General features: G+C 68.5%; 27 protein-coding genes. 17 read left to right on the top strand and 10 right to left on the bottom strand.

The genetic code is table 11. The annotated features are described in order from the left end of the window. Positions 1-5 precede the first annotated feature (5 nt). The 4 genes from AB0F51_RS27320 to AB0F51_RS27305 are packed head-to-tail and all read left to right on the top strand — an operon-like array spanning position 6 to position 2344. A complete protein-coding gene (locus AB0F51_RS27320; protein ID WP_360284503.1) occupies positions 6-704 on the top strand; it encodes an MBL fold metallo-hydrolase in 699 nt (232 codons plus the stop codon). Between the two features lie 40 nt (positions 705-744). Next, entirely contained in the window at positions 745-1008 is a 264-nt protein-coding gene (locus AB0F51_RS27315; RefSeq protein ID WP_020390973.1) for a phosphoribosyl-ATP diphosphatase, read from the top strand. A 45-nt stretch (positions 1009-1053) separates the two neighbouring features. Then, positions 1054-1899 (top strand): ATP phosphoribosyltransferase, encoded by an 846-nt coding sequence (hisG, locus tag AB0F51_RS27310; RefSeq protein WP_360284502.1) that lies wholly within the window; start codon positions 1054-1056, stop codon positions 1897-1899. A 4-nt stretch (positions 1900-1903) separates the two neighbouring features. Further along, positions 1904-2344 carry a PH domain-containing protein gene (locus AB0F51_RS27305; RefSeq protein WP_360284501.1) on the top strand — a complete coding sequence of 147 codons (441 nt, stop codon included), beginning with the start codon at positions 1904-1906 and terminating at the stop codon, positions 2342-2344. On the opposite strand, the gene AB0F51_RS27300 is transcribed toward AB0F51_RS27305, so the two are convergent. The 3 genes from AB0F51_RS27300 to AB0F51_RS27290 form a co-directional block, all read right to left on the bottom strand. Then, positions 2341-3231 (bottom strand): aldose-1-epimerase, encoded by an 891-nt coding sequence (locus tag AB0F51_RS27300; protein WP_360284500.1) that lies wholly within the window; start codon positions 3229-3231, stop codon positions 2341-2343. The genes AB0F51_RS27305 and AB0F51_RS27300 overlap by 4 nt on opposite strands. Before the next feature lie 111 nt (positions 3232-3342). Continuing rightward, positions 3343-4062, bottom strand: coding sequence for a hypothetical protein (locus AB0F51_RS27295; RefSeq protein ID WP_360284499.1), 720 nt, complete (start codon positions 4060-4062; stop codon positions 3343-3345). Beyond that, positions 4049-4582, bottom strand: coding sequence for a hypothetical protein (locus AB0F51_RS27290; RefSeq protein ID WP_360284498.1), 534 nt, complete (start codon positions 4580-4582; stop codon positions 4049-4051). The genes AB0F51_RS27295 and AB0F51_RS27290 overlap by 14 nt, the downstream gene beginning before the upstream one ends. A gap of 87 nt (positions 4583-4669) precedes the next feature. Here AB0F51_RS27290 and AB0F51_RS27285 point away from each other — a divergent pair, with 87 nt between their 5' ends. Further along, positions 4670-5161 (top strand): SseB family protein, encoded by a 492-nt coding sequence (locus tag AB0F51_RS27285; protein ID WP_360284497.1) that lies wholly within the window; start codon positions 4670-4672, stop codon positions 5159-5161. A gap of 13 nt (positions 5162-5174) precedes the next feature. Here AB0F51_RS27285 and AB0F51_RS27280 read toward each other — a convergent pair whose 3' ends face one another. Genes AB0F51_RS27280 through AB0F51_RS27270 form a run of 3 tightly spaced genes read right to left on the bottom strand, consistent with a single transcriptional unit; the run spans position 5175 to position 8832 of the window. Continuing rightward, a complete protein-coding gene (locus AB0F51_RS27280) occupies positions 5175-7631 on the bottom strand; it encodes an ABC transporter permease (protein WP_360284496.1) in 2457 nt (818 codons plus the stop codon). Further along, positions 7628-8395, bottom strand: coding sequence for an ABC transporter ATP-binding protein (locus AB0F51_RS27275; protein ID WP_360284494.1), 768 nt, complete (start codon positions 8393-8395; stop codon positions 7628-7630). The genes AB0F51_RS27280 and AB0F51_RS27275 overlap by 4 nt, the downstream gene beginning before the upstream one ends. Then, a complete protein-coding gene (locus tag AB0F51_RS27270; RefSeq protein ID WP_360284493.1) occupies positions 8392-8832 on the bottom strand; it encodes a hypothetical protein in 441 nt (146 codons plus the stop codon). Before AB0F51_RS27270 ends, AB0F51_RS27275 begins: the two co-directional genes overlap by 4 nt. A gap of 182 nt (positions 8833-9014) precedes the next feature. Between AB0F51_RS27270 and AB0F51_RS27265 the strand changes: the two genes are divergently transcribed. Further along, on the top strand, positions 9015-9737 hold the full coding sequence (locus AB0F51_RS27265) for a TetR/AcrR family transcriptional regulator (protein WP_360284491.1): 723 nt from the start codon (positions 9015-9017) through the stop codon (positions 9735-9737). Here AB0F51_RS27265 and AB0F51_RS27260 read toward each other — a convergent pair. Beyond that, on the bottom strand, positions 9734-10903 hold the full coding sequence (locus AB0F51_RS27260) for a glycosyl hydrolase (protein WP_360284489.1): 1170 nt from the start codon (positions 10901-10903) through the stop codon (positions 9734-9736). The genes AB0F51_RS27265 and AB0F51_RS27260 overlap by 4 nt on opposite strands. A gap of 45 nt (positions 10904-10948) precedes the next feature. Then, a complete protein-coding gene (locus AB0F51_RS27255; protein ID WP_360284487.1) occupies positions 10949-11968 on the bottom strand; it encodes a LacI family DNA-binding transcriptional regulator in 1020 nt (339 codons plus the stop codon). 115 nt (positions 11969-12083) lie between these two features. On the opposite strand from AB0F51_RS27255, the gene AB0F51_RS27250 reads away from it, so the two are divergent. The 3 genes from AB0F51_RS27250 to AB0F51_RS27240 all read left to right on the top strand — a co-directional run bounded on the left by AB0F51_RS27250 (position 12084) and on the right by AB0F51_RS27240 (position 15300). Then, positions 12084-13376, top strand: a complete 1293-nt coding sequence (locus AB0F51_RS27250; RefSeq protein WP_360284486.1) for a sugar ABC transporter substrate-binding protein — start codon at positions 12084-12086, stop codon at positions 13374-13376. 3 nt (positions 13377-13379) lie between these two features. Beyond that, the gene (locus AB0F51_RS27245; RefSeq protein WP_360284484.1) at positions 13380-14258 is read left to right on the top strand and encodes a sugar ABC transporter permease; all 879 of its coding nucleotides are present in this window, start codon (positions 13380-13382) and stop codon (positions 14256-14258) included. A 118-nt stretch (positions 14259-14376) separates the two neighbouring features. Continuing rightward, entirely contained in the window at positions 14377-15300 is a 924-nt protein-coding gene (locus tag AB0F51_RS27240; protein ID WP_360284482.1) for a carbohydrate ABC transporter permease, read from the top strand. A 20-nt stretch (positions 15301-15320) separates the two neighbouring features. Here the strand turns inward: AB0F51_RS27240 and AB0F51_RS27235 are convergent, their stop codons facing one another. Then, the gene (locus AB0F51_RS27235) at positions 15321-15764 is read right to left on the bottom strand and encodes a DUF1844 domain-containing protein (protein WP_360284481.1); all 444 of its coding nucleotides are present in this window, start codon (positions 15762-15764) and stop codon (positions 15321-15323) included. A 327-nt stretch (positions 15765-16091) separates the two neighbouring features. On the opposite strand from AB0F51_RS27235, the gene infC reads away from it, so the two are divergent. The 7 genes from infC to AB0F51_RS27200 all read left to right on the top strand — a co-directional run bounded on the left by infC (position 16092) and on the right by AB0F51_RS27200 (position 21825). After that, complete coding sequence (infC, locus tag AB0F51_RS27230) at positions 16092-16781, top strand: translation initiation factor IF-3 (protein WP_360284924.1); 690 nt, start codon at positions 16092-16094, stop codon at positions 16779-16781. A gap of 82 nt (positions 16782-16863) precedes the next feature. Then, a complete protein-coding gene (rpmI, locus tag AB0F51_RS27225) occupies positions 16864-17058 on the top strand; it encodes a 50S ribosomal protein L35 (protein ID WP_360284479.1) in 195 nt (64 codons plus the stop codon). Positions 17059-17136: 78 nt separating this feature from the next. Further along, on the top strand, positions 17137-17526 hold the full coding sequence (gene rplT, locus AB0F51_RS27220) for a 50S ribosomal protein L20 (RefSeq protein WP_360284478.1): 390 nt from the start codon (positions 17137-17139) through the stop codon (positions 17524-17526). Between the two features lie 38 nt (positions 17527-17564). Next, complete coding sequence (locus tag AB0F51_RS27215; RefSeq protein WP_360284476.1) at positions 17565-18377, top strand: RNA methyltransferase; 813 nt, start codon at positions 17565-17567, stop codon at positions 18375-18377. Further along, positions 18374-19294: a CehA/McbA family metallohydrolase gene (locus AB0F51_RS27210; RefSeq protein ID WP_360284475.1), complete on the top strand. Its 921-nt coding sequence runs from the start codon at positions 18374-18376 to the stop codon at positions 19292-19294. Before AB0F51_RS27215 ends, AB0F51_RS27210 begins: the two co-directional genes overlap by 4 nt. 55 nt (positions 19295-19349) lie before the next feature. Further along, on the top strand, positions 19350-19919 hold the full coding sequence (locus AB0F51_RS27205) for a hypothetical protein (RefSeq protein WP_360284473.1): 570 nt from the start codon (positions 19350-19352) through the stop codon (positions 19917-19919). Beyond that, a complete protein-coding gene (locus AB0F51_RS27200; protein WP_360284471.1) occupies positions 19909-21825 on the top strand; it encodes a hypothetical protein in 1917 nt (638 codons plus the stop codon). Before AB0F51_RS27205 ends, AB0F51_RS27200 begins: the two co-directional genes overlap by 11 nt. On the opposite strand, the gene AB0F51_RS27195 is transcribed toward AB0F51_RS27200, so the two are convergent. Further along, positions 21822-22523 carry a TetR/AcrR family transcriptional regulator C-terminal domain-containing protein gene (locus tag AB0F51_RS27195; protein ID WP_360284470.1) on the bottom strand — a complete coding sequence of 234 codons (702 nt, stop codon included), beginning with the start codon at positions 22521-22523 and terminating at the stop codon, positions 21822-21824. The genes AB0F51_RS27200 and AB0F51_RS27195 overlap by 4 nt on opposite strands. A 58-nt stretch (positions 22524-22581) precedes the next feature. Between AB0F51_RS27195 and AB0F51_RS27190 the strand changes: the two genes are divergently transcribed. Then, positions 22582-24105 carry an MFS transporter gene (locus tag AB0F51_RS27190; RefSeq protein WP_360284469.1) on the top strand — a complete coding sequence of 508 codons (1524 nt, stop codon included), beginning with the start codon at positions 22582-22584 and terminating at the stop codon, positions 24103-24105. Positions 24106-24309 lie beyond the last annotated feature (204 nt).

Below are 24309 nucleotides of genomic sequence, written 5' to 3'. Positions count from 1 at the left end.
GGCAGATGGTCGAGAAGTTGCAGCGAATTAGCGGCCGGGTGTGGCTCTACCCCCACGATCCGGATTCCGACGCGGTCCGTGCCTCGGTCGCGTTGATCGTCGACGACCGCGGCAGCGTGCTCGTCGACGCGGGCAACAGCCCGCTGCACGCCCGCGAGATCCAGCAGGCGATCGCGGCCGCCGGTCTGGACCAGCCGACCACGCTCGTCTACACGCACCACCACTGGGACCACACGTGGGGCGCCTCGGCGTGGGGCGATGTCGAGATCGTCGCGCAGGCGTCGGCGGTGGACCTTCCCGAGGCGGAGGCCGCGCGACCCTGGAGTCATCAGTACCTCCGCGACCAGGTCGCGGAGAATCCGAAACTCGGACCGAGCTTCCGGGCCCGCGCACTCGCCGTGCCCGACTGGAGGGACTTCGCCATCCGGCTCCCGGACCGCACCTTCGACGACCACCTCAGCCTGCGTACCGGCGTACAGGTGAGGCATGTGGGTGGGCGGCATGCGCCTGATTCTTCGGTGGTCGTGGTGCCGGATTCAGGGGTGATGTTGCTCGGGGACTGCTACTTCCCGCCGCCGTTCCACCTGCGGGGCGAGGACGACGGGATCGACTTCGCGATGGCGAAACGGCTGCTCGCCGAGGGGCACCGGTGGTACGTCGACGCGCACTCGGCGCCGCGGGAAAGTCCGGAGAGCGAGACCTGAGCGCAACCGGCCGGGCGGCGACCTCTAGGCTGGAGCCGCGATGAAGACCTTTGACGAACTCTTCGCCGAGCTGGGCGAGAAGGCGCTGACCCGACCGGAGGGCTCCGGCACGGTGGCAGCGCTGGATGCCGGCGTGCACACGATCGGCAAGAAGCTGGTCGAGGAGGCCGCCGAGTCCTGGATGGCCGCCGAGCACGAGGGCAAGGAACGGGCCGCGGAGGAGCTGAGCCAGCTGCTCTACCACGCGCAGGTGATGATGCACGCGCTCGGCCTGAGCCTCGACGACGTGTACCGACATCTGTAGGAGCGCGTCTACAGACCCGGTTCACCCCTCTCCGAAAGGCCGTTCATGCTGCGCGTCGCAGTACCCAACAAAGGCTCGCTGAGCGAGGCCGCCACGTCCATCCTGGCCGAGGCCGGCTACCGGCAGCGCCGGACCACCAAAGACCTGTCCCTGACCGACCCGGACAACGGGGTCGAGTTCTACTACCTGCGCCCGCGCGACATCGCCGTGTACGTCGGTGAGGGCACCCTCGACGTCGGCATCTCCGGCCGCGACCTGGTGCTCGACTCGCACGCCGACGCGGACACCATCCTGGAGCTCGGCTTCGGCGGCTCGACCTTCCGGTTCGCCGGCCGGCCGGGCGTCGCGCAGTCGGTGAAGGACCTGCAGGGCAAGCGGATCGCCACCTCGTTCGCCGGCATCCTCAAGGACCACCTGGTCGAGAACGGCGTCGACGCGTCGGTGGTCAAGCTCGACGGCGCGGTCGAGTCCGCGGTCCAGCTCGGCGTCGCGGACGTGATCGCCGACGTCGTCGAGACCGGTACGACGCTGCGCCAGGCGGGCCTGGAGGTGTTCGGCGAGGTGATCCTCAAGTCCGAGGCGGTGCTGATCAAGCGCAACGGCGTCGAGCAGCCGGCCGGGCTGGAGCAACTGGTCCGCCGGCTCGAGGGCGTCCTGGTCGCCCGCAACTACGTGATGATGGACTACGACATCCGCGCCGAGGCGGTGGAGGCCGCGAACGCGGTCGCGCCCGGCCTGGAGTCGCCGACGGTCTCGCCGCTTCATCGCGAAGGCTGGGTCGCCGTCCGGGTGATGGTGCTCCGAGCCGACGCACAGCGGATCATGGACCAGCTCTGGGAGGTCGGGGCGCGCGCGATCCTGACCACCGACATCCACGCCTGCCGGATCTGAGCGGATGACCCCGAAGACGTTGTGGACGTTCCGGCCGTGGGCGATCGCGATGATGGCCGGCGTGATGGGACTGTCGATGATCGCCATCTTCGCGGTGATCTGGTTCCAGCTGTCGTCCGACGCCCGCGACACGTTCACCTTGTTTCAGCGGCTCACTCTGCTGGCGTTCTTCGGCACCGTGCTCTATCTGCTGTACCGGATGGGGACGGTGAGCGTCTCGGCGTACGAGGACTGTTTGCGGGTGCGGAACGTCTTCCGCAGCTACCGGTACGAGTGGACCGACGTGAAGGCGCTGCGGTTCCGCGCGGGTGACCCGTGGCTGCAGCTGTTCGACGCCGAGGGCAACCGGCTCGGCGTACTGGCAGTGCAGGCGTCCGAGGGATCACGAGCGAGCCGCGCGGCCAATGAACTGGCAGCGGTGGCTCGCTCGCACGGGGCCGGCTAGACGCTGATCGTGAAGCTGGTGGTGTGGTCGTCGCCGGGCTTCAGTACTACGAGATCGTCGCCGCTGATGAAGGCGTCCGGGGGACAGGTCATCGGCTCGACGGCCAAGCCGGCGCGGTTGAGGGCGCCCGCGGTGTAGAGCTGCATCCACTTGGTGTCGCTGGTGAGCCGGGCGGTGTTGCCGGTCTCGGGATCGGTCAGCCGGACTTCCCAGGTCGACGGCAGGCCGGTGAACGCGTTGTCGATGTCGAGATCGCCGAGCTTGTGAGCCTGCTGGAAGTCGTACTGCGAACCCGCGACCGGGGCGAGGCCGACCGGGCTCAACTTGTCGGGCGTGACCTCGAGCCAGCTCTCGGCGGTGAACTCGAGCACGCACTCGTCGATCTGGCGGCCGACGGTGAGGTACGGGTGCGAGCCGAACCCGTACGGCGCGTCGCTGGCGCCGATGTTGGTGGCGCGGGCGGTGATGGCCAGACCGGTGGTGGGGTCGAGCTGGTAGGTGAGGGTCAGGTCCAGCTGGTGCGGGTACCCCGGCTGCCCGTGCAACCGGTGAGCGAGCTCCACAAACGACTCGTCGGTGCCGTCATCCACCCGCTCCCAGTTGGCCCAGCGGGTCAACCCGTGGATCGCGTTACTCCGCGGCGGCTCGGTCAGATAAAGCTGCTGCTCGACGCCTTGGAACGTGTACTTGCCATCCGTAACCCGATTCGGCCACGGCATCAGATGCTGGCCCATCCCAGCTCTGGCCGGCTGATCCTCCGCATACCCGATCACCACCTCCCGCCCACCCCACGAGAGCCCGCGCAACCCACCCCCCACACTGACCACAGTCCCGGAGTACTCCCCAGCACGAACCACCCACTGCGCACCCGACGGCAAAACACTCATGCCGACATCCTCACTCACACTCGCCCCCACCGCGCCCCTCACCCCCGAGCCGCGCCCCCGGGTGCTGCCCCTTGCGCTTACTGCGAGCTGGGTGGGGCGCCGCCCGCCGACTTAGCTGGCGGCTGAGTTGTGGGGGAGGTTTACGGATTTGGTGATGAGTTCTGTGGAGGGGTTGTGGGGGATGGTGGGGTTGCCGTCGGCTATCAGGTTGGCTCGGGTTCGGGTGTTTTCGGTGGCGAAGTGGTCTCGTTCCCAGCGCATCCAGTCGAGCCAGCGGTCGCGGAGGGCCTCGCCGTCGCGGTCTATGCCGCGTTCCAGCCGGACCTCGTTGGTCGTCTCGATCCAGATCTTCAGCGACTGCCAGGGGTCGGCGTCGCGGTCGCAGGAGGTGACGCCTTCGACGATCAGCAGCTCGACGGTCGCCGGTACGAGATGCAGCTCGGCGTACGCGCCGGTGCCCCAGTCGTAGCGACGATAACGGCCTTCGCGACCGTCGGCGAGCCGGGTCAGCACGTGGTCACGCAGGAGCGCGAAACCGCGGACCGCACCGTCCCACCCGTCGTACAGGTCGTCCATGTGCAGCACCAGGGTGTGCAGGCCGCGCGCCTCCGCACGCGCGGCGAAGCGGTCGGCCAGGGTGCTCTTCCCGGATCCGGCCGGGCCGTCGATGCTGATCAGCCGGGTCCGGCCGAGCCGGGCGGGGGCCGCCTGGACGTGGTCGAGCAGGCTGTCGATGGTCAGGGGGTCGCCGGCCTCAGCGGCTGCCGAGGCGCGGGGCGTCAGGGATTTGCTGGTCAGGGAGTCGCTGGTCAGGCGATTAGTTGATTCCATGGCGTTTCAGGATGTCCTCGATCTCGTCGAACTCCGACGATTCCTGCCCCTTGGCCGCCTTGGGGGCTTTGGCGGCCTTCGGGGTCTTGGCGGGCTTGCCCGCGTCGGCCGGTGCCGGACCGCTCGCGGTCAGCTCACCGATCGCGTCAGCAGCCGGCCGGGTGGCCGGCTGCGGCTTGCTTGCCTTCCCCGTGCTTGCCTTCTCCGTGCTCCCCCGCCGGCCCTTGGCCACGCCGGAGACGACGTAGAGCACGACCGAGACGCCGAACAGCGCCACGCCGGCCCACACGCTGGGGGAGAAGATCAGGTTGGTGACCCAGTTGCTGACGGACTTCACCACGTCCCAGAGCACCTCGAGCAGCCCGGTCAGGTACAGCGAGACCGGGAGCAACGACCAAGCCACGCCGCGGGCCCCGGAAGCGAGTCCACGGCGCCGCCAGGCGGCCCAGGAGCCGATCAGGCCGAGCAGCGTGAGGCCGACACAGAACGGCAGCAGCGTCAGATCATTGAAGTCAGGCACACACCCAGGCTCGCACAGCTGCGCCACGAACCAAGGGGGAACAGCCCTGACACCACCCTGAAACGGCCCTTGCCGGACAATGAAGGGGTGCAACCAGAACGCAGGCTCGCTTTCACCGGATTCGACGACGATGACGGATGCGCCGACGCCGCGCTCAGTGCGGCGTTGCGGGCGGGGGAGCAGGGGCCGATTCTGGCCGCGGTGACGAGGGCGCGGCTGCTGGTGCCGGTGGTGGCGATGCTCGGCGAGGTCGAGTACGACGAGCGCGGGCTCGCGCACGACAAGACCTCCGACATGGCGGTCGCGTTGCTCCAGGGGCAGGACGGCCGGAACGCGCTGCTGGCGTTCACCAGCACCGAGAGTCTCGCCCGCTGGAGTCCAGAGGCCAGGCCGATGCCGGCCCAGTCGCAGCTGGTCGCGACGGCCGCGATCCAGGAAGGCGCCGCCGCCATCGTGATCGACGTGGCCGGCCCGGCGCCCGCAGTACTGGAAACCGACGATGTACGCCGAATCGCCGCCGGCCTCCAGGTGGTCAGGCTGGAGGATGGCGGCTACGGCTGGATCACGACCGGCGACTGAGCTGTCCGGGAGTTCACCCCGCCGGAGAGTTGACCGCGTCCATCGGCTTGGCGCGCATCGCGATCCGGCCGGTGATACCTGTGACGGGGAGGACCAGCAGCAGGACCAGGACGATCCAGCCGAGCAGGACCCAGATCGGTCCGGACGGGATCGGCCAGCCGCGGGTCGCGATGGCGATCGGGAAGATGCTGAACGCTGCGGCGACCAGGCCCAGCACCAACCCGAAGGCTGCGATCACCAAATTCTCCAGGTAGAGCATCTTCGCAACCTGCTTGCGGGTCGATCCGGTCAGCCGTTGCAGGCCGAACTCGCGGCGCCGGTCGAGCACCGCCACGGCGATCGTGTTGATCGAGGCGATCGCGGTGTAGGCGATCGCGATCGCGGCCAGCAGGTAACCGATCCAGGCGTCGACCCCGAGGCCGGCGTCGTACCCGGCCGACAGCAGGTCGCGGTCGCCGATCGTTGTCCCCGGCCACTTTCCCAGCTGGATCGCCTTCGGCTCCGAAGTGGTCAGCAGGAGCTGGCTCGGCAGCCCGGTCGTGGTGTGCGCGGCCAGCAGGGCCGAGGGCAACAAGATCGACTCGTACCCCGAGGTGCCGTCGACGATCGCGACGATCTTCACCTTGACCAGTGCGTCGTCACCGAGCCGCACGCCGAGCTGGTCCCCGACTCCGACCTTGAGGTCCTTGGCCGCCGCGGCGGGCACGGCAACCGTGTCCCCAGTCAGCTGGTCCAGCGAGCCGGCGTGCACCTTCCCCTTGTAAACAGGGCCGTTGAGGCCGAGCAGCGGCCAGGGGTCGCTCGTGTGAGTGGTGTCGTACGGCTCCTCGATCCAGCCCTTGCTCCGGACCAGTTCCGAGGCGGCGGTGACGCCCGGAGTACTGCGGACCTGGTCGAACAGGCCCTGCGGAATCCCGCCCGTGTCACTCGTGATGACCGTGTTCGCCACCAGGTTGTCCGTGTACGCCTCGACCGCCGCCTTCTGCTGCGTGGTCTGGGTATAGATGTTGCCCAGGGCAATCGCCGTGGCGAGCGTGATCGGGACCAGGATCGCCGCGAACTGCACCGCCCGGATCCGCAGGTTGATCGCGGCCAGCACGCCGTTGGTGCCGGCCCGGCGCTCGAGGAAGGCGGTGATCCGGGTGGTGAGCATCGTGCGGATCACCAGCGGGCCGAGGACGGCGACCGCGATCGAACCGGTGAGCACGGCCGGCCCACCGATCGCAGCGGCGTTCGTGGGGCTCATGAAGATCGTGGAGATGCCGACAGCGACGGTCGCCGCGGCGAAGACGGCGCCGATGATCAACCGGATCCTGCCGATCGCGACCGGCGGTACGGCGGCCTCCGTCAGTGCCTGGATCGGCCGGATCCGGGCCGCGCGTCCGGCGGCGAACCCGACGGTCAGCCGCAGGATCACGAACGTCAGCAAAGCGGCACCCGCGAAGGGCAGCGGTCCTTGGTCGAAGCGCAACTCCGACGGTACGACGCCATTGCCGCTCAGCAGCCCGAAGATCCAGTCACCCGTCGTGCGGCCGAGCAGCAGCCCGCCGGCCAGCGCGATCAGCGAGACCAGCATCGTCTCGGCGACAACCATCTTGTGCACCTGACCCGGCGTCGCGCCGCTGGCCCGCAGCAGGGCGAGCTCCCGGCGGCGCTGCCGGACGGACAGCCCGATCGTGGCGGACACGACCAGCGCCATCACGACCGCGACGATGCCACCGAAGACGCCCGACAGGATGATCAACGGCAGACTCGTCGCGATTCCGGCGAACTCGGCCGCGCCGCGATCGTCACCGACCAGCGCGGAGACGCCCTCGGGCAAGTCGAGTCGCTTGGCAAGGTCGGCGGCCGTCGTACCGGGGGCCGGGAAGACCCCGATCGCGTCGACTCGCTGGGGCGTGTCGGCCGGGGCGAAGAAGACGGACGGTACGTCGACCTTGTGCTGCGGCGAGGCGATGCCGGCCAGGACGAACTCGCGCTGGACGCCGCTGACGATCACGTTCACCTTGTCGCCGGGCTTCGCGCTCCCGGCCAGCCGGTTGTCGAGGACGACCTGGCCGGCAGCGGGCGCAGTACCGGCCGTGAGCTTGTACGGCGTGAGTTCGGCCGAGGCCCAACTGTGGCCCGCCAGGGGATCGTGGCCGGGGGCAACTACTGCGGGGAAGGAGACATCGGGGATCGCCTTCGCGACTCCCGGCGTACCGGCCAGCTTGGCGACGAGGGCGGGGTCGACGCCGTGGCGCTCGGGGTACGCCACGGAGCCGGAGCCGTTCGGTGGGTGGTAGGCGGGGCGGCCGGTGACGATGATCGGCGCGTCCGCGAGGCGCTGGGGTGAGGCGTTCAGCCGCAGGCCGGTCTCGAGCAGGCCGCCGGCGGCCGACATCAGCGCGCTGCCGAGCAGGACGGCGACGAAGATCGCGAGGAAGGCGGCGGTCCGGAAGCGCAGGCTGGAAAGGGCTAGGCGGATCATCTCGGGACTCCGGCTTCGGGTGACCGGCGGGCGGCAGCGAGCCGGGCGAGCTGCGCGAGCTCGGCCGCGATGCTTTCGGCGGTGTGGGTGGGGGACTCGGACACGATCTGGCCGTCGACGAGGAACACGACGTTGTCGGCGTACGAGGCGGCGACCGGATCGTGGGTGACCATCACGATGGTCTGCCCGGCGGCGCGGGTCTGGTCGCGCAGCAGCGTCAGTACTTCGAGCGCCGTCTGACTGTCCAGCGCGCCGGTGGGCTCGTCGGCGAACAGGACGGCGGACGAGCAGGCGAGGGCGCGGGCGATGGCGACCCGCTGTTGCTGGCCGCCCGACAATTCGTTCGGCCGGTGCTTGGTCCGCTGGTCGAGGCCGACGCTCTGGATGACCTTCGCCACCCAAGCGCTGTCGGGAGTACGGCCCGCGAGAGTCAACGGGAGAACGACATTTTGGTACACGGTCAGCGCGGGCATCAGGTTGAAGGCCTGGAAGACGAAGGCGACGTGTTCGCGGCGGAGCTCGGTCAACGCGGTCTCGTCCAGGCCGCGCAACGGCGTACCGGCCAGGTGGACTTCGCCGGAGGTGGGTTCGTCGAGGCCTGCGGCACAGTGCAGCAGCGTGCTCTTGCCGGAGCCGGACGGGCCCATCACCGCGGTGAAGGTGCCTTGGGTGAAGGAGTGGCTGACACCGCCCAGCGCGGTGACCGCGCCGGACCCGGTGCCGTAGAGCTTCTGGACGTCGGTGAGCTGGACCGGGGCGTTCATCGGTTCACCTTCGGGTCCAGCTGGGACTTGCGGTGGTACGACTCGTGCGTCCACCACAGGATGCCGACGCAGAGACCGAGACCGAGGTCAGACCACAGCCACCACGGCCAGTCGAGATGCCCGAAGCCTGCCAGCACCACCCAGATGACGAACTGGATCGCGCAGACCGCCAGCCAGCCGACCGAGGCGAGCCGCAGTGCCAGGGTCAGCCCGGCCGGCGGTACAGCGTCGTGCAGACCGGCCAGCACCTCGCGCAGCTGACCCCGCCGGTGGGAGTCGTTGAGCAGGCGGTGCCGGTCGGCCGCCTGCTGGGCGGACAGCGCGCCCTGCCGGGCCGCGCTCTCGATCTTCGCGTGGGCCGCCTGCTTGTCGTGGTAGCTGAGCTCCAGCTCGTCGGGGGAGACCAGCGGGCCGAGGGTGGCGTGCAGGGTGTTCATGAGGGGCTTCCTTCTGCTCTGTTGGCCCGCTTGGCCGCGGTGCCTGGCGAGAAACAGCGTATGGGTTGAACAGTTTCATTCTGGAGGGTCTTGCAACCCGTTTCCGGGGTGGGCCTAGCTCCCCCGCGGGCGGGGTGGCAGGCCTTCCCGCCACCACGACCGAGGTGCGGGAGGATAGGGACATGAGTGACGAGCCGGCGCAGTTACCGCCCGGACTCGCGCTGTCCTGGGGCGTGCTGCCCGTCCAGCGGCGCGGGCCGAAGCCGGCCCTCAGCGTCGACCAGATCGTGGCCACCGGCATCGAGTTCGGGGACAGCCAGGGTTTCGAGGCCATCTCGCTGCAGAAGATCGCGGCCCACCTGGGCGTCAGCACCAACGCGATGTACCGCTACGTCAGGTCCAAGGACGAACTGATCGTGCTGGTCGCCGAAAAGGCCTGGGGGCGCGCGCCCGACCACATCGCCGCCTCACCCGGCTGGCGCGCCGGCGGCCGGGCATGGGTCAAGGCACAGGTCGACCGGTACGCCGAGCGCCCGTGGTTGCTCGACGTGCCGATCCTCGGGGCGCCGGTGACCCCCAACCTGCTGCACTGGGTCGAGACGCTGCTGGTGGTGATGGACGACAGCGGGCTGAACCAGCACGACGCGCTCGGTTGCGCGGTGCTCTTCGACGGCTACGCCCGCAGCTACGCGAACCTGGCCCGCCAGCTCGCCGCGAGCGATTCCATGCCGGTCGAGTCAGCGGCCGTCGGCGAGTTCCTGGTCCCGAGACTGAAGTCGGCCGGCTACGACCGCCTGTTCGCGATGTACACGAACCACGAGTACGAAGACACCCTCGACGACGACTTCGACTTCGGCCTGGACCGCATCCTCGACGGCATCCAGGTCCTCATCGACCGCCGCTAGCTGGGCAGAGTGATGCGGACGGGGCCCGTGGTGCGGACCTCGACCCAGGCTTGGTGGAAGGGGCTGCCTGGGGCGAGTTCGGCGCGGCGGGTGGGGGCTGTGCGGGGGTTGAAGGGGGCTTCGAGGGTGGCGGCCGGTTGGTGGGTGATGCCGGTGGCGCGGATTTCGGTGATGGCGTCGGCGAGGGCCTGGGCGGCGGGTTTGCGCTGGTGGTCGACGGTGAAGAGGCCCAGGTCGTACTCGCGGTCCGGGAAGTCCAGCAGCCGGCGGTCGATGTCGTGCGAGGACCACCAGGTGATGCCCCAGAGGGCCGGGTTGTGGATGACGAGCTCGACGGTACGGCGGGTGAACTCGGCCTGCAGCTCGACGGGGATGTCAGGCCCCGGTACGCCGATCTCTTGCAGCCAGACAGGCCTTGAGCTGTCCAGCGAAGTGGCGGCCGCGAGCTCGACCAGGTAGTCGGCGTGCGTCAGGGTCGCCGGTCCGAGCGGGCCGTCCACCCGTGAAACCCCGTTGAAAACCCACGAGTGGACGGTGCTCAGATCACCCAGGTCGACGACGTCGGCCGGGAGGAAGGGGTGGGCGGGCTTGTACCAGGCGTCGTCGAAGACCGAGTGCAGCGCGAGCACGTCCGGCGCTGCCTTCTTCACCGTGACCAACAAGTCCTGTGCCCAGGCGGTGGAGGCCTCCGGTGTCGTCGAGCTGTCCGGCCAGAGGTTGTTCACCTCGTTGCCGAGGGTGATGGCGAAGACGTTCGGCTTGGTGGCCACCGCGCGCGCCACCGCATCGACGTACGCCGTCAGGCCGGCGCGGACCGTCTCGCTCTCGAACAGGCTGTCGCGGTGCCAGGTGAGCACCCAGGAGGGCAGGAAGTCGAAGCTGGACAGGTGGCCCTGGATCAGGTCGACCGCCACGGTCAGGCCGTGCTCCGCGGCGGCGTCGATCAGGTCGAGCAGGTCCTCGATCGCGCGCTCGCGGATGATCGCCCGGTTCGGCTGGATCCACGGCCAGACCGGGAACACCCGGACGTGGTCCAGGCCCAGCCCGGCCAGATCGGCGAAGTCCCGGCGGACCGCCGCCGGGTCGTAGTCGAGCCAGCTGTAGAACCACCCCTGGGAGGGCACGTAGTTCGCGCCGAACCGGGGCGTGGCGGGATCCGAGAGCATGGATCAGATGCTAAATCGGTTTAGCGGATTACGCCAACTGCCGGTTCACTGCTTGGGCGGGGCGGTGGACTCCCGGACGGTCAGAACGGGGTCCGCGGTGCGCAGATTGATCACCTTGGCCGGCTCGGCGACCACCTCGAGCAGCACCTCGGCCGCCTGCCGGCCGAACTCGAAGGTGTCCCGGGACAGCGCGGTCAGCGCCGGGTGCATCAGCTGGGTCAGGATCGAGTCGTCGAACGCGACGATCGACAGGTCCCCCGGGACGGCGACGCCCATCTCCATCGCCACCCCCAGCCCGGCCACCGCCATCACGTCGCTGTCGTAGACGATCGCGGTCGGCCGCTCCGCCTGGGAGAGCAGCTTGCGGGTGGTGGCGGCGCCTTCGGCATCGCTGAAGTCGGTGGTCAGCGACGGCGCGTCGATCAGCCCGAGCCGGGGGATGGCGTCGCGGACGGCGCGGATCCGGCGCTGGGTGTGCTGGAAGTTCGGCGTACCGGCGACGTGGGCGATCCGGCGGTGGCCGAGTGCGGCCAGGTAGTCCACGATCGAGAGCATCGCGTCGCGGTCGTCCGCCCAGACCGACGGCAGCGCGCCCTTGCCGCCACGTCCGCCGATCACCACGGCGGGCAGTTCGAGCGCTCGCAGCGCCTCGACCCGCGGGTCCTTCACGGTCAGGTCGACCAGGATGACGCCGTCCACCCGGTGCTCCGAGGACCAGCGCCGGTACACCTCGATCTCGGCGTCGGTGTCCTCGACGATCAGCAGCTGCAGCGAGATCGAGTGCGCGGACAGGCCGGACTGCAGGCCGGAGACCAGGTGGGCGAAGAACGGTTCGACCCCGAGCGTGCGGGCCGGCCGGGCGATCACCAGCCCGACGGAGTCCACCCGGGAGGCACCGAGCGCGCGGGCGGCGCTGTGTGGCCGCCAGCTCATCTGCTCGGCGATCTGGAGGATCCTGGCCCGGGTCGCGTCACTCACCCCGGGACGTCCGTTCAGTGCGAACGAGACAGCCCCCTTGGAGACCCCCGCCTTGTCCGCGATGTCCGCGATGGTCGGTCGCGCCATCTCGCCCTCCTCAGCCTGGGTTCGGGTGTCCGGTCGGCCCACTCACCCTTGACAGCGGATTCTACGATGTGGATAGTGCAGGAGCTATACCGGTTTATCACCTCAGGAGAATTCCATGCGTAGTCGTCGTCTGACCGGGGTGGCAGCTCTTGCCGTCGCGGCCCTCACTCTCGCTGGTTGTGGCCTCGGTTCCTCCGATGACACCTCGTCGGGCAGCAAGCCCACGGTCGACGCGAACGCCCAGGTGACGGGCGAGGTGAGCTTCCAGACCTGGGCGCTCAAGCCGAAGTTCACGTCGTACGTCGAAGGCGTGATCAAGGCCTTCGAGACGAAGTACCCGGGGACCAAGGTCACCTGGCTGGACCAGCCCGGTGACGGGTACGACAAGAAGGTGCTGAGCCAGGCGTCGGCCGGCCAGCTGCCCGACGTGGTCAACCTGCCGCCGGACTTCGCGCTCCCGCTGGCCAAGCAGCAGATGCTGCTCGACGTCGGCGCGGCCGACCCCAAGATCGCCGAGGAGTACGTCGAGGGCGGCGTGCAGGCGTACCAGTACCAAGGGCAGAACGGCACCTTCGGCTACCCGTGGTACCTGAACACCGACATCGACTACTGGAACGCGACCAAGTTCGCCGCGGTCGGTCTGGACGCGAAGAACCCGCCGAAGACCTTCGACGAGCTGCTCGCCGCCGCCAAGGTGATGCACGACAAGTCCGGCGGCAAGGAGTACATGATGAGCCGGCTGCCCGGCATCGGTGACTTCACCAACGCGGGCGTCAAGGTGCTGAGCGACGACGGCAAGACCTTCACCTTCAACACCCCCGAGGCCGTTGCCCTGCTGGACAAGTACGCCGCCGCCTACAAGGCCGGCTACCTGCCGCGCGACATCCTCACCCAGGAGTACCTGGGCAACTCCAAGCTCTTCACCCAGAACAAGGTCGCCTGGACCACCGGTGGCGGTAACGCGATCCAGGACTTCACCAAGGACAACCCGTCGCTGAAGGGCAAGATCGTGCCGTCGCCGGCCCTCGACACCCCGCCGCTGTACGTGCAGGGGCTGTCCGTCTCGGCGAAGACCAAGAACCAGGCGGCCGCGATCGCGCTGGCCCGCTTCGTCACCAACGCGGAGAACCAGGCGGCGTTCGCGAAGATCGTCAACATCTTCCCGTCGACCAAGGCCTCCGCCCAGGACCCGTACTTCTCCAAGAGCGACGGTACGCCGGAGTCCGACGCCAAGGTGCTCGCGTTCGAGTCCCTGGCCAAGGCGAAGGTGCTCCAGCCGCCGGTGATCAGCGGCGCCACCAACGACTTCATCAACCAGCAGATCTCACTCGCGATCTCCGGCAAGGTGTCGTCGAAGCAGGCCCTGGACGCCGCGGTGGCCAAGGCCAACCAGCTGCTCGCCTCCTGATCGATGCGCTACCACCGCTGGTTCACGCCCTGGGTGCTGGTCATCCCAGCACTCACCTGGTTGCTGGTGTTCAACCTCTGGCCGTCGATCAACACCGTCATCCTGTCGTTCACCAACGCCAAACCGATCGGCGGCGGGACCTTCGTCGGGCTGAAGAACTTCGAGGCCCTGCTGCACGACGAGCAGTTGCGCTGGGCGCTGCTCAACAGCGTCATCTACATGGTGGTCTGCCTGCCGTTCCTGACCATCCTGCCGCTGCTGCTCGCCCTGCTGGTGGAGAAGAAGCTGCCCGGGATCACGTTCTTCCGGACCGCCTTCTACACCCCGGTGGTCGCGTCCGCGGTCGTCGTCGCGCTGATCTGGCAGTGGATTCTCGACGACCGCGGCCTGGTCAACGGCCTGGCCGAGAAGCTCGGCGTGATCTCCGGGCCGCTGCCGTTCCTCAGTGACCAGTGGCTGCTGCTGTTCAGCGCGATCAGCCTGACGATCTGGAAGGGGCTCGGGTACTACATGATCATCTACCTGGCCGCCCTCGGGAACGTCGGCCGCGAGCTGCACGAGGCCGCGGCGGTCGACGGCGCGTCCGCGTTCCGCCGGTTCGTCAACGTGACGATTCCCGGGGTGCGCGGAACGATGATCCTGATCTCGATCCTGATCTCGGTGTCGGCGCTGCGGGTCTTCTCCGAACTGTTCATCCTCAGCGGCGGAAAGGGCGGCCCGGGCGGCCGGGACAACTCCGTCGTGATGCTGATCCAGCAGTACAGCCAAGGCTTCGAAGGCAACCTCGGCTACGCCTCCGCCCTGTCCATCGTCCTGTTCTTCGTGACGGTCGTCCCCATGCTGCTCCTGGCCCGCATGAACAGAAAGGCGGCGGACGCATGAGCGCTGCGCTTTTGGCCTCGCCTCCGGCTCGGCGGGTCATGGGGCTAACCTCCCGGCCTTCCCTCGTCACTCCGGTCGCTTCGCTCCCTCCACTCCTCAGTCCAGTCCGGGAGGCCCCATGACCACGGTGACTGACCCCGTTCGCCCGGTAGCCGTACCGGATGCGACCGGTACTGCGCCGCCGAAGCGGCGGAAGCGGGCGGGGTTCGGGTTCAACTCGATGTCGCCGGGCGAGAAGCTGATGCGGTACCTGCTGCTGGCGTTCGTGCTGCTGATCACGATCGGGCCGTTCCTGTGGCAGCTGTCCACCTCGCTGAAGGGTTCGGGGGAGGACATCTACACCCGGATCCCGCGGCTGTTCCCGTCCCAGCCGACGCTGGACCACTACGGCGCGGTGGCCGACACCATCCCGGTCTGGGACTACATGCGCAACTCGCTGCAGGTCGCCGTACTGGTGGTCGGCGGCAACATCATCGGGTCGTCGCTGGCCGGGTTCGCGTTGTCCCGGCTGGAGTTCCGGTTCCGGCGGATCGTGCTCGGGCTGTTCCTGGCGACGCTGGTGCTGCCGGGCGAGGTGACGATCATTTCGCAGTACGTGACCGTGCGGGAGCTCGGGCTGGCCAACACGCTGTTGGGGGTGGCACTGCCCGGCATGATCGGGGCGCTGAACGTGCTGCTGATGTACAACGCGTTCCGCTCGCTGCCGGTCGAGGTGGACCAGGCAGCGGTGGTCGACGGTGCGAACGTCTGGCAGCGCTTCCTCTACATCGGGCTGCCGTCGGTGCGCGGAACGATCAGCGTGGTCGCGATCTTCGCCTTCATCGGCGCCTGGGACGACTTCCTCTGGCCGCTGATCGTGCTGACCGACCCGGACAAGTACACGCTGACCGTCGGCCTGCAGTACCTGTCCGGCACGTTCAGCAACAACCCCCGGCTGATCGCGGCCGGCACGATGATCGCGTTCATCCCGATCGTGATCGTCTTCGCGGTCTGCCAGCGGTTCTTCTTCAAGGGCGTCGAGGAAGGCGCCGTCAAGGGCTAGCGCACGGGGCCGGTCGCGGGTTACTCCGCGACCGGCAGCGGCTTCGTGTACTGCGGGCGGGAGGCCGCCGTCGGGTGGACCTCGCCGGTGTACTTCTCGCCGGGGCCGGCGCCCGGCTCGTCGGGGATGGTCGAGGCCTCCTTGAAGGCGAGCTGGAGCGAGCGCAGGCCGTCGCGGAGGGGAGCGGCGTGGTGGTGGCCGAGAGACGGGGCCGAGGCGTCGAGGAGGCCCGCGAGGGCGTCGATGAGGGAGCGTGCCTCGTCGAGGTCGCGGTGCTCGGGGAGATCCTCGGCCAGACCGAGGTGGACCGCCGCCGCGCTCATCAGGTGCAGCGCAGCGGTCGAGATGATCTCCACACTCGGTACTTCGGCGATGTCGCGGGACACCGTCGACAGCGGATCCACCCGGCTCTCCGCCTCGGCGGTGGGGGTGGTGGCGGGCGAAGTGGAGACTTGGTCGCTCATGCTGCTACTCTTGCATGGCGACCGACCCGGTCCGATGGTGACCCCTGAGCGGAATGTTCGAGGGACGTCAGCGGTTCAGGTCTAAGCGGAGGGCCACCTCCCACCCAGCTGATGCACAGTCGGCGGGTCCCGGTCACGTCGAGGTTCTGCGGCTCAGGCCGGAGTACCGAGGCGATCGTACGGCGAGTTTCCCGGTCACGGGACGCGAGCCGTCGATCTGGGAATTGGGCCTTCGTGTGGACGCACGAGGGCCTTTTGTCGTTTCGGCGAGCGGCTCGCGGGCGTCGGCGAGGTGGCACCCAGTCAACGAACAACCCAGGAGGACCCATCACCATTGAACTGCGCGTCAACGAGCGCATCCGCGTACCTGAGGTGCGCCTGGTCGGCCCGAACGGTGAGCAGGTAGGCATCGTCCGGATCGAGGACGCACTTCGGTTGGCACAGGAAGCCGATCTCGACCTGGTCGAGGTTGCGGCCACGGCACGCCCGCCGGTCTGCAAGCTGATGGATTTCGGCAAGTACAAGTACGAGACCGCGCAGAAGGCGCGTGAGTCACGCCGGAACCAGACCAACACCGTCATCAAAGAGATGAAGCTGCGGCCGAAGATCGACCCGCACGACTACGAGACCAAAAAGGGTCACGTCGTCCGGTTCCTGCGTGGCGGTGACAAGGTCAAGATCACCATCATGTTCCGCGGACGTGAGCAGTCCCGGCCCGAGCTCGGGTTCCGGTTGCTGCAGCGGCTGGCCGAAGACGTGCAGGAGCTCGGCTTCGTCGAGTCCTCACCGCGTCAGGACGGCCGGAACATGATCATGGTGCTCGGACCGCACAAGAAGAAGTCCGAGGCGCGCGTGGACGTGGAAGCCGAAAAGGCCAAGAAGCTCGCCGAGCACGAGGCCGAGCTGGAGGCCGAGCGTCAGGAGCGTGCTGAGCAGCTGAAGCAGCACGAGGCCGAGCAGGCCGCCGGCGCGACGAAGAAGCCGAAGGGTCCGGCAGACAACCTCGATCCGGAGTGACGTGTCGCTCCGGCCCGCCGGGTTGGCAAGCCGGAGCAGTCACCAGATCGAGTCAACGAAAGAAAACCAGGAGCACATAGCCATGCCGAAGATGAAGACCCACTCGGGGATGAAGAAGCGCGTCCGGATCACCGGTTCGGGCAAGCTGCGTCGCGAGCAGACCGGCAAGCGTCACCTCGCCGAGGCGAAGTCGACCAAGCGCAAGCGCCGTCTGTCGGGAACCGTCGAGGTCGCCCCGTCGCACGTCAAGAAGGCCAAGAAGCTCCTCGGTATCTGAGCGCCTCCTTTCCCACCCCGAACACCCCCGCCGGGTGGACCACCTTCTCCGGCGCAGAAATACAAGGAGTAACACCTCATGGCACGCGTGAAGCGGGCAGTCAACGCCCACAAGAAGCGTCGCGTCGTCCTCGAGCAGGCCAGCGGTTACCGCGGCCAGCGTTCGAGGCTGTACCGCAAGGCCAAGGAGCAGGTCACCCACTCGCTCGTCTACGCCTACCGTGACCGCAAGGCGCGCAAGGGCGACTTCCGCAAGCTGTGGATCCAGCGGATCAACGCCGCGGCCCGCGCCGAAGGCCTGACCTACAACCGTCTCATCCAGGGTCTTCGCCTGGCCGAGATCGAGGTCGACCGCAAGATCCTCGCCGACCTGGCGGTCAACGACCCGAAGGCGTTCTCGGCGCTGCTCGCGCTGGCGAAGGCGGCCCTGCCGGCCGACCTGAACGCCAAGAGCGACGCCGCGGCCTGAGCCGCAGCGTTCCTCCGAGCACCCCGATAGCACCCGAAGTGGCGAGCCCAGGTCTGCTGACCGCACAGTCCGTGCGGATCAAGCAGGCCCGAAGGCTCGCCACTCGTGCGTTCCGCCGCAAGTCCGGCCGCTTCCTGGCCGAAGGCCCGCAGGCTGTTCGCGAGGCACTCGAACACCGCGAGCTGGTCGTCGAGGTGTACGCCGAGCCCGACGTCGCCACCCGGCACCGGGATCTGCGCGACCTCGCCCAGCTCGCCGACGTCCCGTGGTACGACGTCAACCGCGCCGCGATCGAGGCGCTGAGCGAGACGGTCACCTCGCAAGGTGTCGTCGCCGTGTGCCAGCTGGTCGACGTACCGCTCGACGAGGCCGTACTGCGCACCGCGCGGCTGGTGGCCGTCGGCGTCCAGGTGCGCGACCCCGGCAATGTCGGCACGCTGATCCGTACTGCGGACGCGGCCGGGGCGGATGCCGTCGTACTGTCGGCCGAATCGGTCGATCCGCACAACCCCAAGGCTGTCCGGGCCAGCGTCGGCAGCCTTTTCCATCTGCCGATCACCGTCGAGGCCGATGTAGTGACAGCCGCCAAGGCCTGGCGCGAGCAAGGGCTGCAAGTGCTCGCCGCCGATGGGTACGGCAGCTCCGATCTCGACGAGTGCATCGAGGACGGCACGCTGGCGAAGCCGTCCGTGTGGCTGTTCGGCAACGAGGCCCACGGGCTGCCCGACGGGTTCGACGCGATCGTCGACCGTTCGGTGAAGGTCCCGATCTATGGCCGGGCCGAGTCCCTCAATCTCGCGACCGCGGCCGCGATCTGCCTATACGCATCAGCCCGCGCCCAGCGCCGATGACCGGGCTGCCGTTCGGGCTACCGGGGCGGTTCTGGCGGGGGAATCTGCATACGCACTCGAACGCCTCCGATGGAGCGTTGTCGCCGGCCGAGACCGCGCGGGTGTATCGCGAGGCCGGCTACGACTTCGTGGCGATCACCGACCACTTCCGGCCGGAGTACGGGTTTCCGGTGACGGACACGCGGGAGTTGCGGTCGGAGGGATTCACCACGCTGGTCGGCGCCGAGCTGCACGCACCGCGCACTGAGCTGGGCGAGTCCTGGCACATCGTGGCGGTCGGTCTCCCGCTGGATTTCGAACCGCCAGGGGAGACGGAGACGGGACCTGAGCTCGCGCGCCGGGCTCGGGCCGCGGGGGCATTCATCGGGATGGCCCATCCGGCGGCCTCGCTTCTGACAGCGGTCGATGCGGAGAGCCTGGACGCGGCCCACTCGGTCGAGGTCTACAACGCGCTCGCCGACCGCGAGAACCGTGGCGACAGCTGGCACCTCACCGATGTCCTGCTGAACCGCGGTCATCGGTTTTCGACGTACGCCGCGGACGACGCGCACCTGCAACCCCAGGACCCGCCTCCGTGCCAGGCATGGGTCCACGTCCGCACCGAAACCCTCGACCCGGACGCACTGCTGGCCGCGTTGAAGGCCGGCCACTTCTACTCCAGTACCGGTCCGGAGTTGTACGACGTACGTCTCGACGACGATGTGGTCGTGGTCAGCTGCTCACCGGTGACGAAGATCCTGCTGAGCGGTGGCCATCCTGGCGCAGAAGTTGCCCAGGGCATCGATCTGACCGAGTGCTCGCTCCCGCTGGCGCTCTTCCGCGGGTACCACTGCCGGATCACGATCGAGGACGCCACCAGCGGCCGCGCCTGGACCAACCCGATCCACCTGCCCCCTGTGGATAACTCAACGCACTGAATCCCCTTGGTGTGCAAGGCTTTCGTCACGTGTTGCCGACGAAAGGACCTCCGACATGCTGTGGCCCGCGCTCCAGGCTCTCTCCACCGGCGAACTGTCCGAAGACCAGGTCAGCTGGCTCAAGGAGACGTTCGGCCTGACCGAAGGCCCCCGGACGGAGCCACCGGGTGCCGCGGACAGCCTGGCGCACCGGAGGCTGACCGACCCCGACGGTGTCGAGCTCGTCCTCGACCTGGCCTGCATGAACGGCGAGGCCTGGCTGTTCACGCTCTTCCAGACGACGGGCGACAAGCCGTCCGCGGCCTTCGTCGAGACTCAACGCGCCGCGTTCCGATCTGCCATCGACCACCTCGGTCTCCGGCTGGTCGAGATCGAGCCGCCGGCCACCGCCGACGAGGTGCTGGTCATTCCCGAAGATCCAGCCACCGCCGCGGCAACCGCGTTCGACCTCGACTGGGATCTGCCGGAGGAACTGGACGGGGTGTGGCGGTATCTCCAGGTGCGCCCGGATGCGCCGCGGGAGGTCCGGGAGGTCAAGCTGCGCGCGTTGATGGACACCATGGTGTGGAAGGAGGCACCGGCGCGGCTGCGCCGGGAGGCGCAGGAGTTCCTCGATGGCCGCTGACGGGTTACCCCCGCCTGGATCGGACGAGCGGCTCGGGTGCGAGCGTCTCGGCAACGCACTGTTGACGGACAACGGCCGGGTCGTCCGTACGCCGCAGGCGACGACCATCGCGGTCGAGGCGCTGGCTGCGCGGATGCGCTCGTCGACCCTCGAGCTGGCGTTGGCCGCAACGGGTCTTGTCGTCGGAAGCGACATGGTCGGCCGGCTGGGTGACAGCCGGTACGTGCTGCTCCCGTACGACGAGCGCTATCCGTCGAAGGGTGCCGACGTACTGCACTCGGACGAGCTCCGCACCGCGCAGTACCGGCCGTTAGCGCATCGTGCCATCCGGATGGACACCGCGGAGGCTGAGCGTCTCGTGCGGATGATCGCGACCAGCGAGCTGATGGGTGCTTGGTCGCACGGTTCGAGTCACAATGCCCGGGCGCTGGCGTTGCAGGAGATCACCGCTGGTGAGTTCGGGCTGTCTGGGGTGCGTCGCTCGCAGCTGGATGGTGATACCCGGTGGAAGGTGGAGCGCGAGCTCAGGTACAACACGGATGCGTTGACCGACTTCGTGCGGACGCAGTACGCGATGACCCAGGAGCTTCTGCAAGCGCGTGGGATCACCGAACTGGTCTCGTACCGGGCCCACATCTGGTCAGCCGAGGAGCGGCCGCCGTGGGGTGAGAACAAGCTGGGCACCGTCGTCGAGGCTCCGCAGCGACCGCTGGCAGGCTGGTCGCCCGACCGCCAGGTGATCGCGGACTGGCTGAAGGTGCGGCGAGAGCCAGGCGTGATCCTTGCCGCGCGGCACTCGGCGCGGGATCTTGTCTCGCTCCCGATGACCGGGATGGGAGTGCTGAGCCAGAAGAGGTGGGTGACGCTGCCTGGCGATCACCGGGCGGTGGTGGACGGCGTCCTGTCCGATCGGCTGATCGACGAGCGGAAGCGGTCGGCTGTGCTCGCCGGCCCGCCTGCCAGAAGCCTTTCCGGGGCAACGCAGGCAGTCAGTCCTGAGTGGCAGCCGCACCTGGTCGCGGCGCGACTGAGAGCGCCGGACGCACTGGATGCCCGGATCGGGCGAATCCTCGACGGCCACGAGGAAGCGCCGTCGTGGTGGTTGCGGGACGATTCCGGGTACGCCATCGCGCGCCGGGATCTGGAATTCCTGCGGATCGACCCGCAGCACCTGCGGTGGATGCTCACCGGCGAGTCGCCGATGGGCCTCACCCCCAGGCTGTACCGGCAGTTCGCTGCCGAGATGCTGGCGGCGCTCGAGCATGACCGGATCAAGGCATCCCAGGTCGACATCAGGCTCAAGGGCACTGCGGCCGAGTTCTTCTCCGGCCCGCGCAAGACGCTGCCCACCGAGGCCGAGCTGGCCGGCAAGCCGGAGGCGCTGGCCCGGATGCGGGAGTGGTTCGGCAGCGACGACCGGCGGCCGCTACGCCGTCCGTACGACGCTATGTACCGGCTCGGACTTGAGCCGGAGCCAAGCGACTACGACCTCGACATCAACAGCACGGCTGCGGTCCGGGTGGCCCGGGCCTACTGGCGTGACCAGCTCAATGACCGTTACCCCGGAGACTTCATGGGCGGCCATGGCTACCTCGACAAGCAGGCGGTCCGCGGCGCCCTCCCGAGCCTGTCCGACTGGGCCAGGCGCTGGGAAGACAGACTCAACCGGCCCTTGTCACTCGGCGTCTTCGAGTCCAGCGGGCCCTTCGACGAAGCTGCGCTGGGACGCAAGGTGTCAGCTCACTTCAAGGACTCCGACTGGATCATCCACAGTCCGCGCAACGTCATCGGGCCGAGTTCGCCGCTCGGGCAGCCGGGCGTGGCCGCGGTGCGGCCGGACCATCTGCGTCGGGCCGCCGGCCGTGAACACCACTCCAGGCAGCGCGTTGGGCGCGGAGCAGGCTAGCTCTTGACCTTGGACTGGAGGCCGTCGAGGAGGGCTTCCAGGCCGAAGGTGAAGGATTCGCTGAAGGTGGTGTCGATGTCGCGGTTGACGCGGCGGCGGATGGACTCGCGCATGTCGTCGTCGTCGGCGGTGGCTTCGGCTTCGTGCATCACGACATCTGCCCACTCGGTCAGTGACCGGCCGGACTTGCGGGAGACCTCGCGGGTGGCGACCTCGGCGCTCGCGGTGCCGAGCGTGTAGGCCATCACGCTGCCCATCGCGTAGTCCAGGTCGTTGCCGGTGAAGCCGGCGGCGCCGAACAAGGTCAGCCCGCGGGCGCCGAGCTTCATCGCGTTCGGTCCGATGCTCGGCCGGGTGTACATCACCTCGGGCAGCCAGTGATGCCGGATCACGGCCGCGCGCAGGCTGTGGCCGAACAGCAGCGCGCCGTTGCGCCAGCCGGCCAGCGCCGGATCCGGTACGTCGATCTCGCCCCAGATCTCGTCGATCAAGAGGTCGATCAGGTCGTCCTTGGTCGGCACGTGCCAGTACAGGCTGGTCGCGCCGGCGCCGAGCTTGGCGGCCAGTTTGCGGATGCTGAGCCCGGCCAGCCCCTCGGCGTCGAGCGTCGCGATCGCGGTCTTCACGATCTGCTCCCGGGTGAGGGTCTCCCGGGCGGGTGCCGCGGCCGGTTTCCGGGTCCAGATCGATTCCTTCATGGAGCCATCCTAGCCAATGGACTAGAACACTGTGCGAGTCGTGTCGTACAGTGTGCGAGTGACTAGTACACCGTTCGAGTCTCCCGCGACCGGCCATCCGCGACGCTGGTGGATTCTCCTGATCTTGTGCCTCAGCCTGATGGTGCTGGTGGTCGACAACACCGTCCTCAACCTGGCGATCCCGTCGCTGATGCGGGACCTCGCCGCGACGCCGGCGGACATCCAATGGGTGATCGACGCCTACATCCTGGCGTTCGCCGGCCTGCTGCTGACCGCGGGAAGCCTGTCCGACCGGTTCGGCCGGCGGAAGATGCTGCTGCTCGGGCTGGTGATCTTCGGGGTGGCGTCGCTGCTCGCCACGCTGGCCCAGAACCCGTGGCAACTGATCGCCTGCCGCGGCCTGATGGGTGTCGGCGGATCGCTGCTCATGCCGAGCACCCTGTCGCTGCTGTTCACCGTCTTCCCGCCGGAGGAACAGCGCAAGGCGATGGCCGGCTGGTCGATGGTGGCGATGGTCGGCGTAGTGGCCGGCCCGACCGTCGGCGGCGTGCTGCTGAACCACTTCTGGTGGGGCTCGATCTTCTGGCTGAACGTACCGATCGCGATCCTGGCGATCGTCGGCACGCTCGTCCTGATCCCGGAGTCGCGTGGTCCCGCGCGGCCGGTCGACCCGGTCGGCGCTGTGCTCTCGATGGTCGGCATGGGCGCGGTGGTCTGGGCGATCATCTCGATCCCGGCGGACGGGATCGGGTCGGCGAAGGTCCTCGGCGGGCTGGCCGTGGGCGTGGTCGGGCTGCTCGGCTTCGCGCTGTGGGAGCGGCGGAGCGCGCATCCGATGGTGCCGCTCGAACTGTTCCGCGACCGGAACTTCAGCGGGACGAGCTTCTCGATCGTGTTGCTGTCGTTCACGGCCGGTGGGTTGCTGCTGGCGCTGACGCAGTACTTGCAGTTCGTGCTCGGCTACAGCCCTTTGAAGGCCGGCCTCGCCCTCATCCCGTACGCCGTCGCCGCGACGGTCTTCAATGGACTTGGGGCGACGCTGGGTAAGAAGCTCGCTGATCGCACGCTGATCGTGGTCGGCCTTGCGGTGATCGCCGTGAGCTTCGGCATCCTGTCGCAGGTCTCGGAGTCGTCGGGGTACGGACTGCTGATCGTTGGGTTGATGGTGATGGGAGTCGGCGGTGGCCTCGCGGGGCCGGCGGCGTACACGTTGCTGATGCAAGCTGTGCCCGCGGAGCATCGCGGGGTGGGGTCGGCGATGAACGACACGGTGCAGCAGACGGGGGCAGCCCTGTCGGTCGCGGTCCTGGGCAGCGTGCTCGCGGCGGCGTACACGTCGTCGCTTCCGGACTCGGTACCGGAAGCCGGCCGCAACTCGATCGCGGACACTCTCGCCCTGGGACCAGAATTCCTCGGAGCCGCCCGCTCAGCCTTCACCGACGCGATGTCCATCGCCATGACAGTCGGCCTCATCGGCGCCGCCGCGGGTGCGGTTGTCGCCCTCGTAGTCCTACCCCGCCGTTCCACCGCAACTTTCGAACCCGACCTCGTCGAGGCATCTTCGGAGCCTGCTCAGGACTGATCCGCCGGGTATTTCCCCACGCGCTCTCCGACGCCCGCTCCTACGTCGCGTGCTCGTTCGCCCACCCACCCTGCTAGGCGCTCCTCCGTCGCGCGGTTCGACCGCGGTGGTGGGCTTGCCCCCGTTGGGTGGACACCTTGTCTGGCGAGATGTTGATCTCGTGGGAAGGATGTCGTTATGGGAAAGGCGAGGAAGTACACGCCG

Source organism: Kribbella sp. NPDC023855 (assembly GCF_040639475.1).
In the GTDB taxonomy this organism is placed as follows: domain Bacteria; phylum Actinomycetota; class Actinomycetes; order Propionibacteriales; family Kribbellaceae; genus Kribbella.
The sequence above is the reverse complement of the archived record's forward strand: the minus strand, read 5'-3'. Positions and strand labels throughout refer to the sequence as shown.

Excerpts from the sequence above, each read along its gene's own strand:
- AB0F51_RS27280 (WP_360284496.1), bottom strand. The coding sequence starts at position 7,631 with ATGATCCGCCTAGCCCTTTCCAGCCTGCGCTTCCGGACCGCCGCCTTC.
- hisG (WP_360284502.1), top strand. The coding sequence starts at position 1,054 with ATGCTGCGCGTCGCAGTACCCAACAAAGGCTCGCTGAGCGAGGCCGCC.
- AB0F51_RS27195 (WP_360284470.1), bottom strand. The coding sequence starts at position 22,523 with ATGAAGGAATCGATCTGGACCCGGAAACCGGCCGCGGCACCCGCCCGG.
- AB0F51_RS27300 (WP_360284500.1), bottom strand. The coding sequence starts at position 3,231 with ATGAGTGTTTTGCCGTCGGGTGCGCAGTGGGTGGTTCGTGCTGGGGAG.
- AB0F51_RS27255 (WP_360284487.1), bottom strand. The coding sequence starts at position 11,968 with ATGGCGCGACCGACCATCGCGGACATCGCGGACAAGGCGGGGGTCTCC.
- AB0F51_RS27275 (WP_360284494.1), bottom strand. The coding sequence starts at position 8,395 with ATGAACGCCCCGGTCCAGCTCACCGACGTCCAGAAGCTCTACGGCACC.
- AB0F51_RS27305 (WP_360284501.1), top strand. The coding sequence starts at position 1,904 with ATGACCCCGAAGACGTTGTGGACGTTCCGGCCGTGGGCGATCGCGATG.
- AB0F51_RS27295 (WP_360284499.1), bottom strand. The coding sequence starts at position 4,062 with ATGGAATCAACTAATCGCCTGACCAGCGACTCCCTGACCAGCAAATCC.
- AB0F51_RS27250 (WP_360284486.1), top strand. The coding sequence starts at position 12,084 with ATGCGTAGTCGTCGTCTGACCGGGGTGGCAGCTCTTGCCGTCGCGGCC.
- AB0F51_RS27205 (WP_360284473.1), top strand. The coding sequence starts at position 19,350 with ATGCTGTGGCCCGCGCTCCAGGCTCTCTCCACCGGCGAACTGTCCGAA.
- AB0F51_RS27210 (WP_360284475.1), top strand. The coding sequence starts at position 18,374 with ATGACCGGGCTGCCGTTCGGGCTACCGGGGCGGTTCTGGCGGGGGAAT.
- AB0F51_RS27240 (WP_360284482.1), top strand. The coding sequence starts at position 14,377 with ATGACCACGGTGACTGACCCCGTTCGCCCGGTAGCCGTACCGGATGCG.
- AB0F51_RS27245 (WP_360284484.1), top strand. The coding sequence starts at position 13,380 with ATGCGCTACCACCGCTGGTTCACGCCCTGGGTGCTGGTCATCCCAGCA.
- AB0F51_RS27200 (WP_360284471.1), top strand. The coding sequence starts at position 19,909 with ATGGCCGCTGACGGGTTACCCCCGCCTGGATCGGACGAGCGGCTCGGG.
- rplT (WP_360284478.1), top strand. The coding sequence starts at position 17,137 with ATGGCACGCGTGAAGCGGGCAGTCAACGCCCACAAGAAGCGTCGCGTC.
- AB0F51_RS27260 (WP_360284489.1), bottom strand. The coding sequence starts at position 10,903 with ATGCTCTCGGATCCCGCCACGCCCCGGTTCGGCGCGAACTACGTGCCC.
- rpmI (WP_360284479.1), top strand. The coding sequence starts at position 16,864 with ATGCCGAAGATGAAGACCCACTCGGGGATGAAGAAGCGCGTCCGGATC.
- AB0F51_RS27235 (WP_360284481.1), bottom strand. The coding sequence starts at position 15,764 with ATGAGCGACCAAGTCTCCACTTCGCCCGCCACCACCCCCACCGCCGAG.
- AB0F51_RS27265 (WP_360284491.1), top strand. The coding sequence starts at position 9,015 with ATGAGTGACGAGCCGGCGCAGTTACCGCCCGGACTCGCGCTGTCCTGG.
- AB0F51_RS27320 (WP_360284503.1), top strand. The coding sequence starts at position 6 with ATGGTCGAGAAGTTGCAGCGAATTAGCGGCCGGGTGTGGCTCTACCCC.
- AB0F51_RS27270 (WP_360284493.1), bottom strand. The coding sequence starts at position 8,832 with ATGAACACCCTGCACGCCACCCTCGGCCCGCTGGTCTCCCCCGACGAG.
- AB0F51_RS27315 (WP_020390973.1), top strand. The coding sequence starts at position 745 with ATGAAGACCTTTGACGAACTCTTCGCCGAGCTGGGCGAGAAGGCGCTG.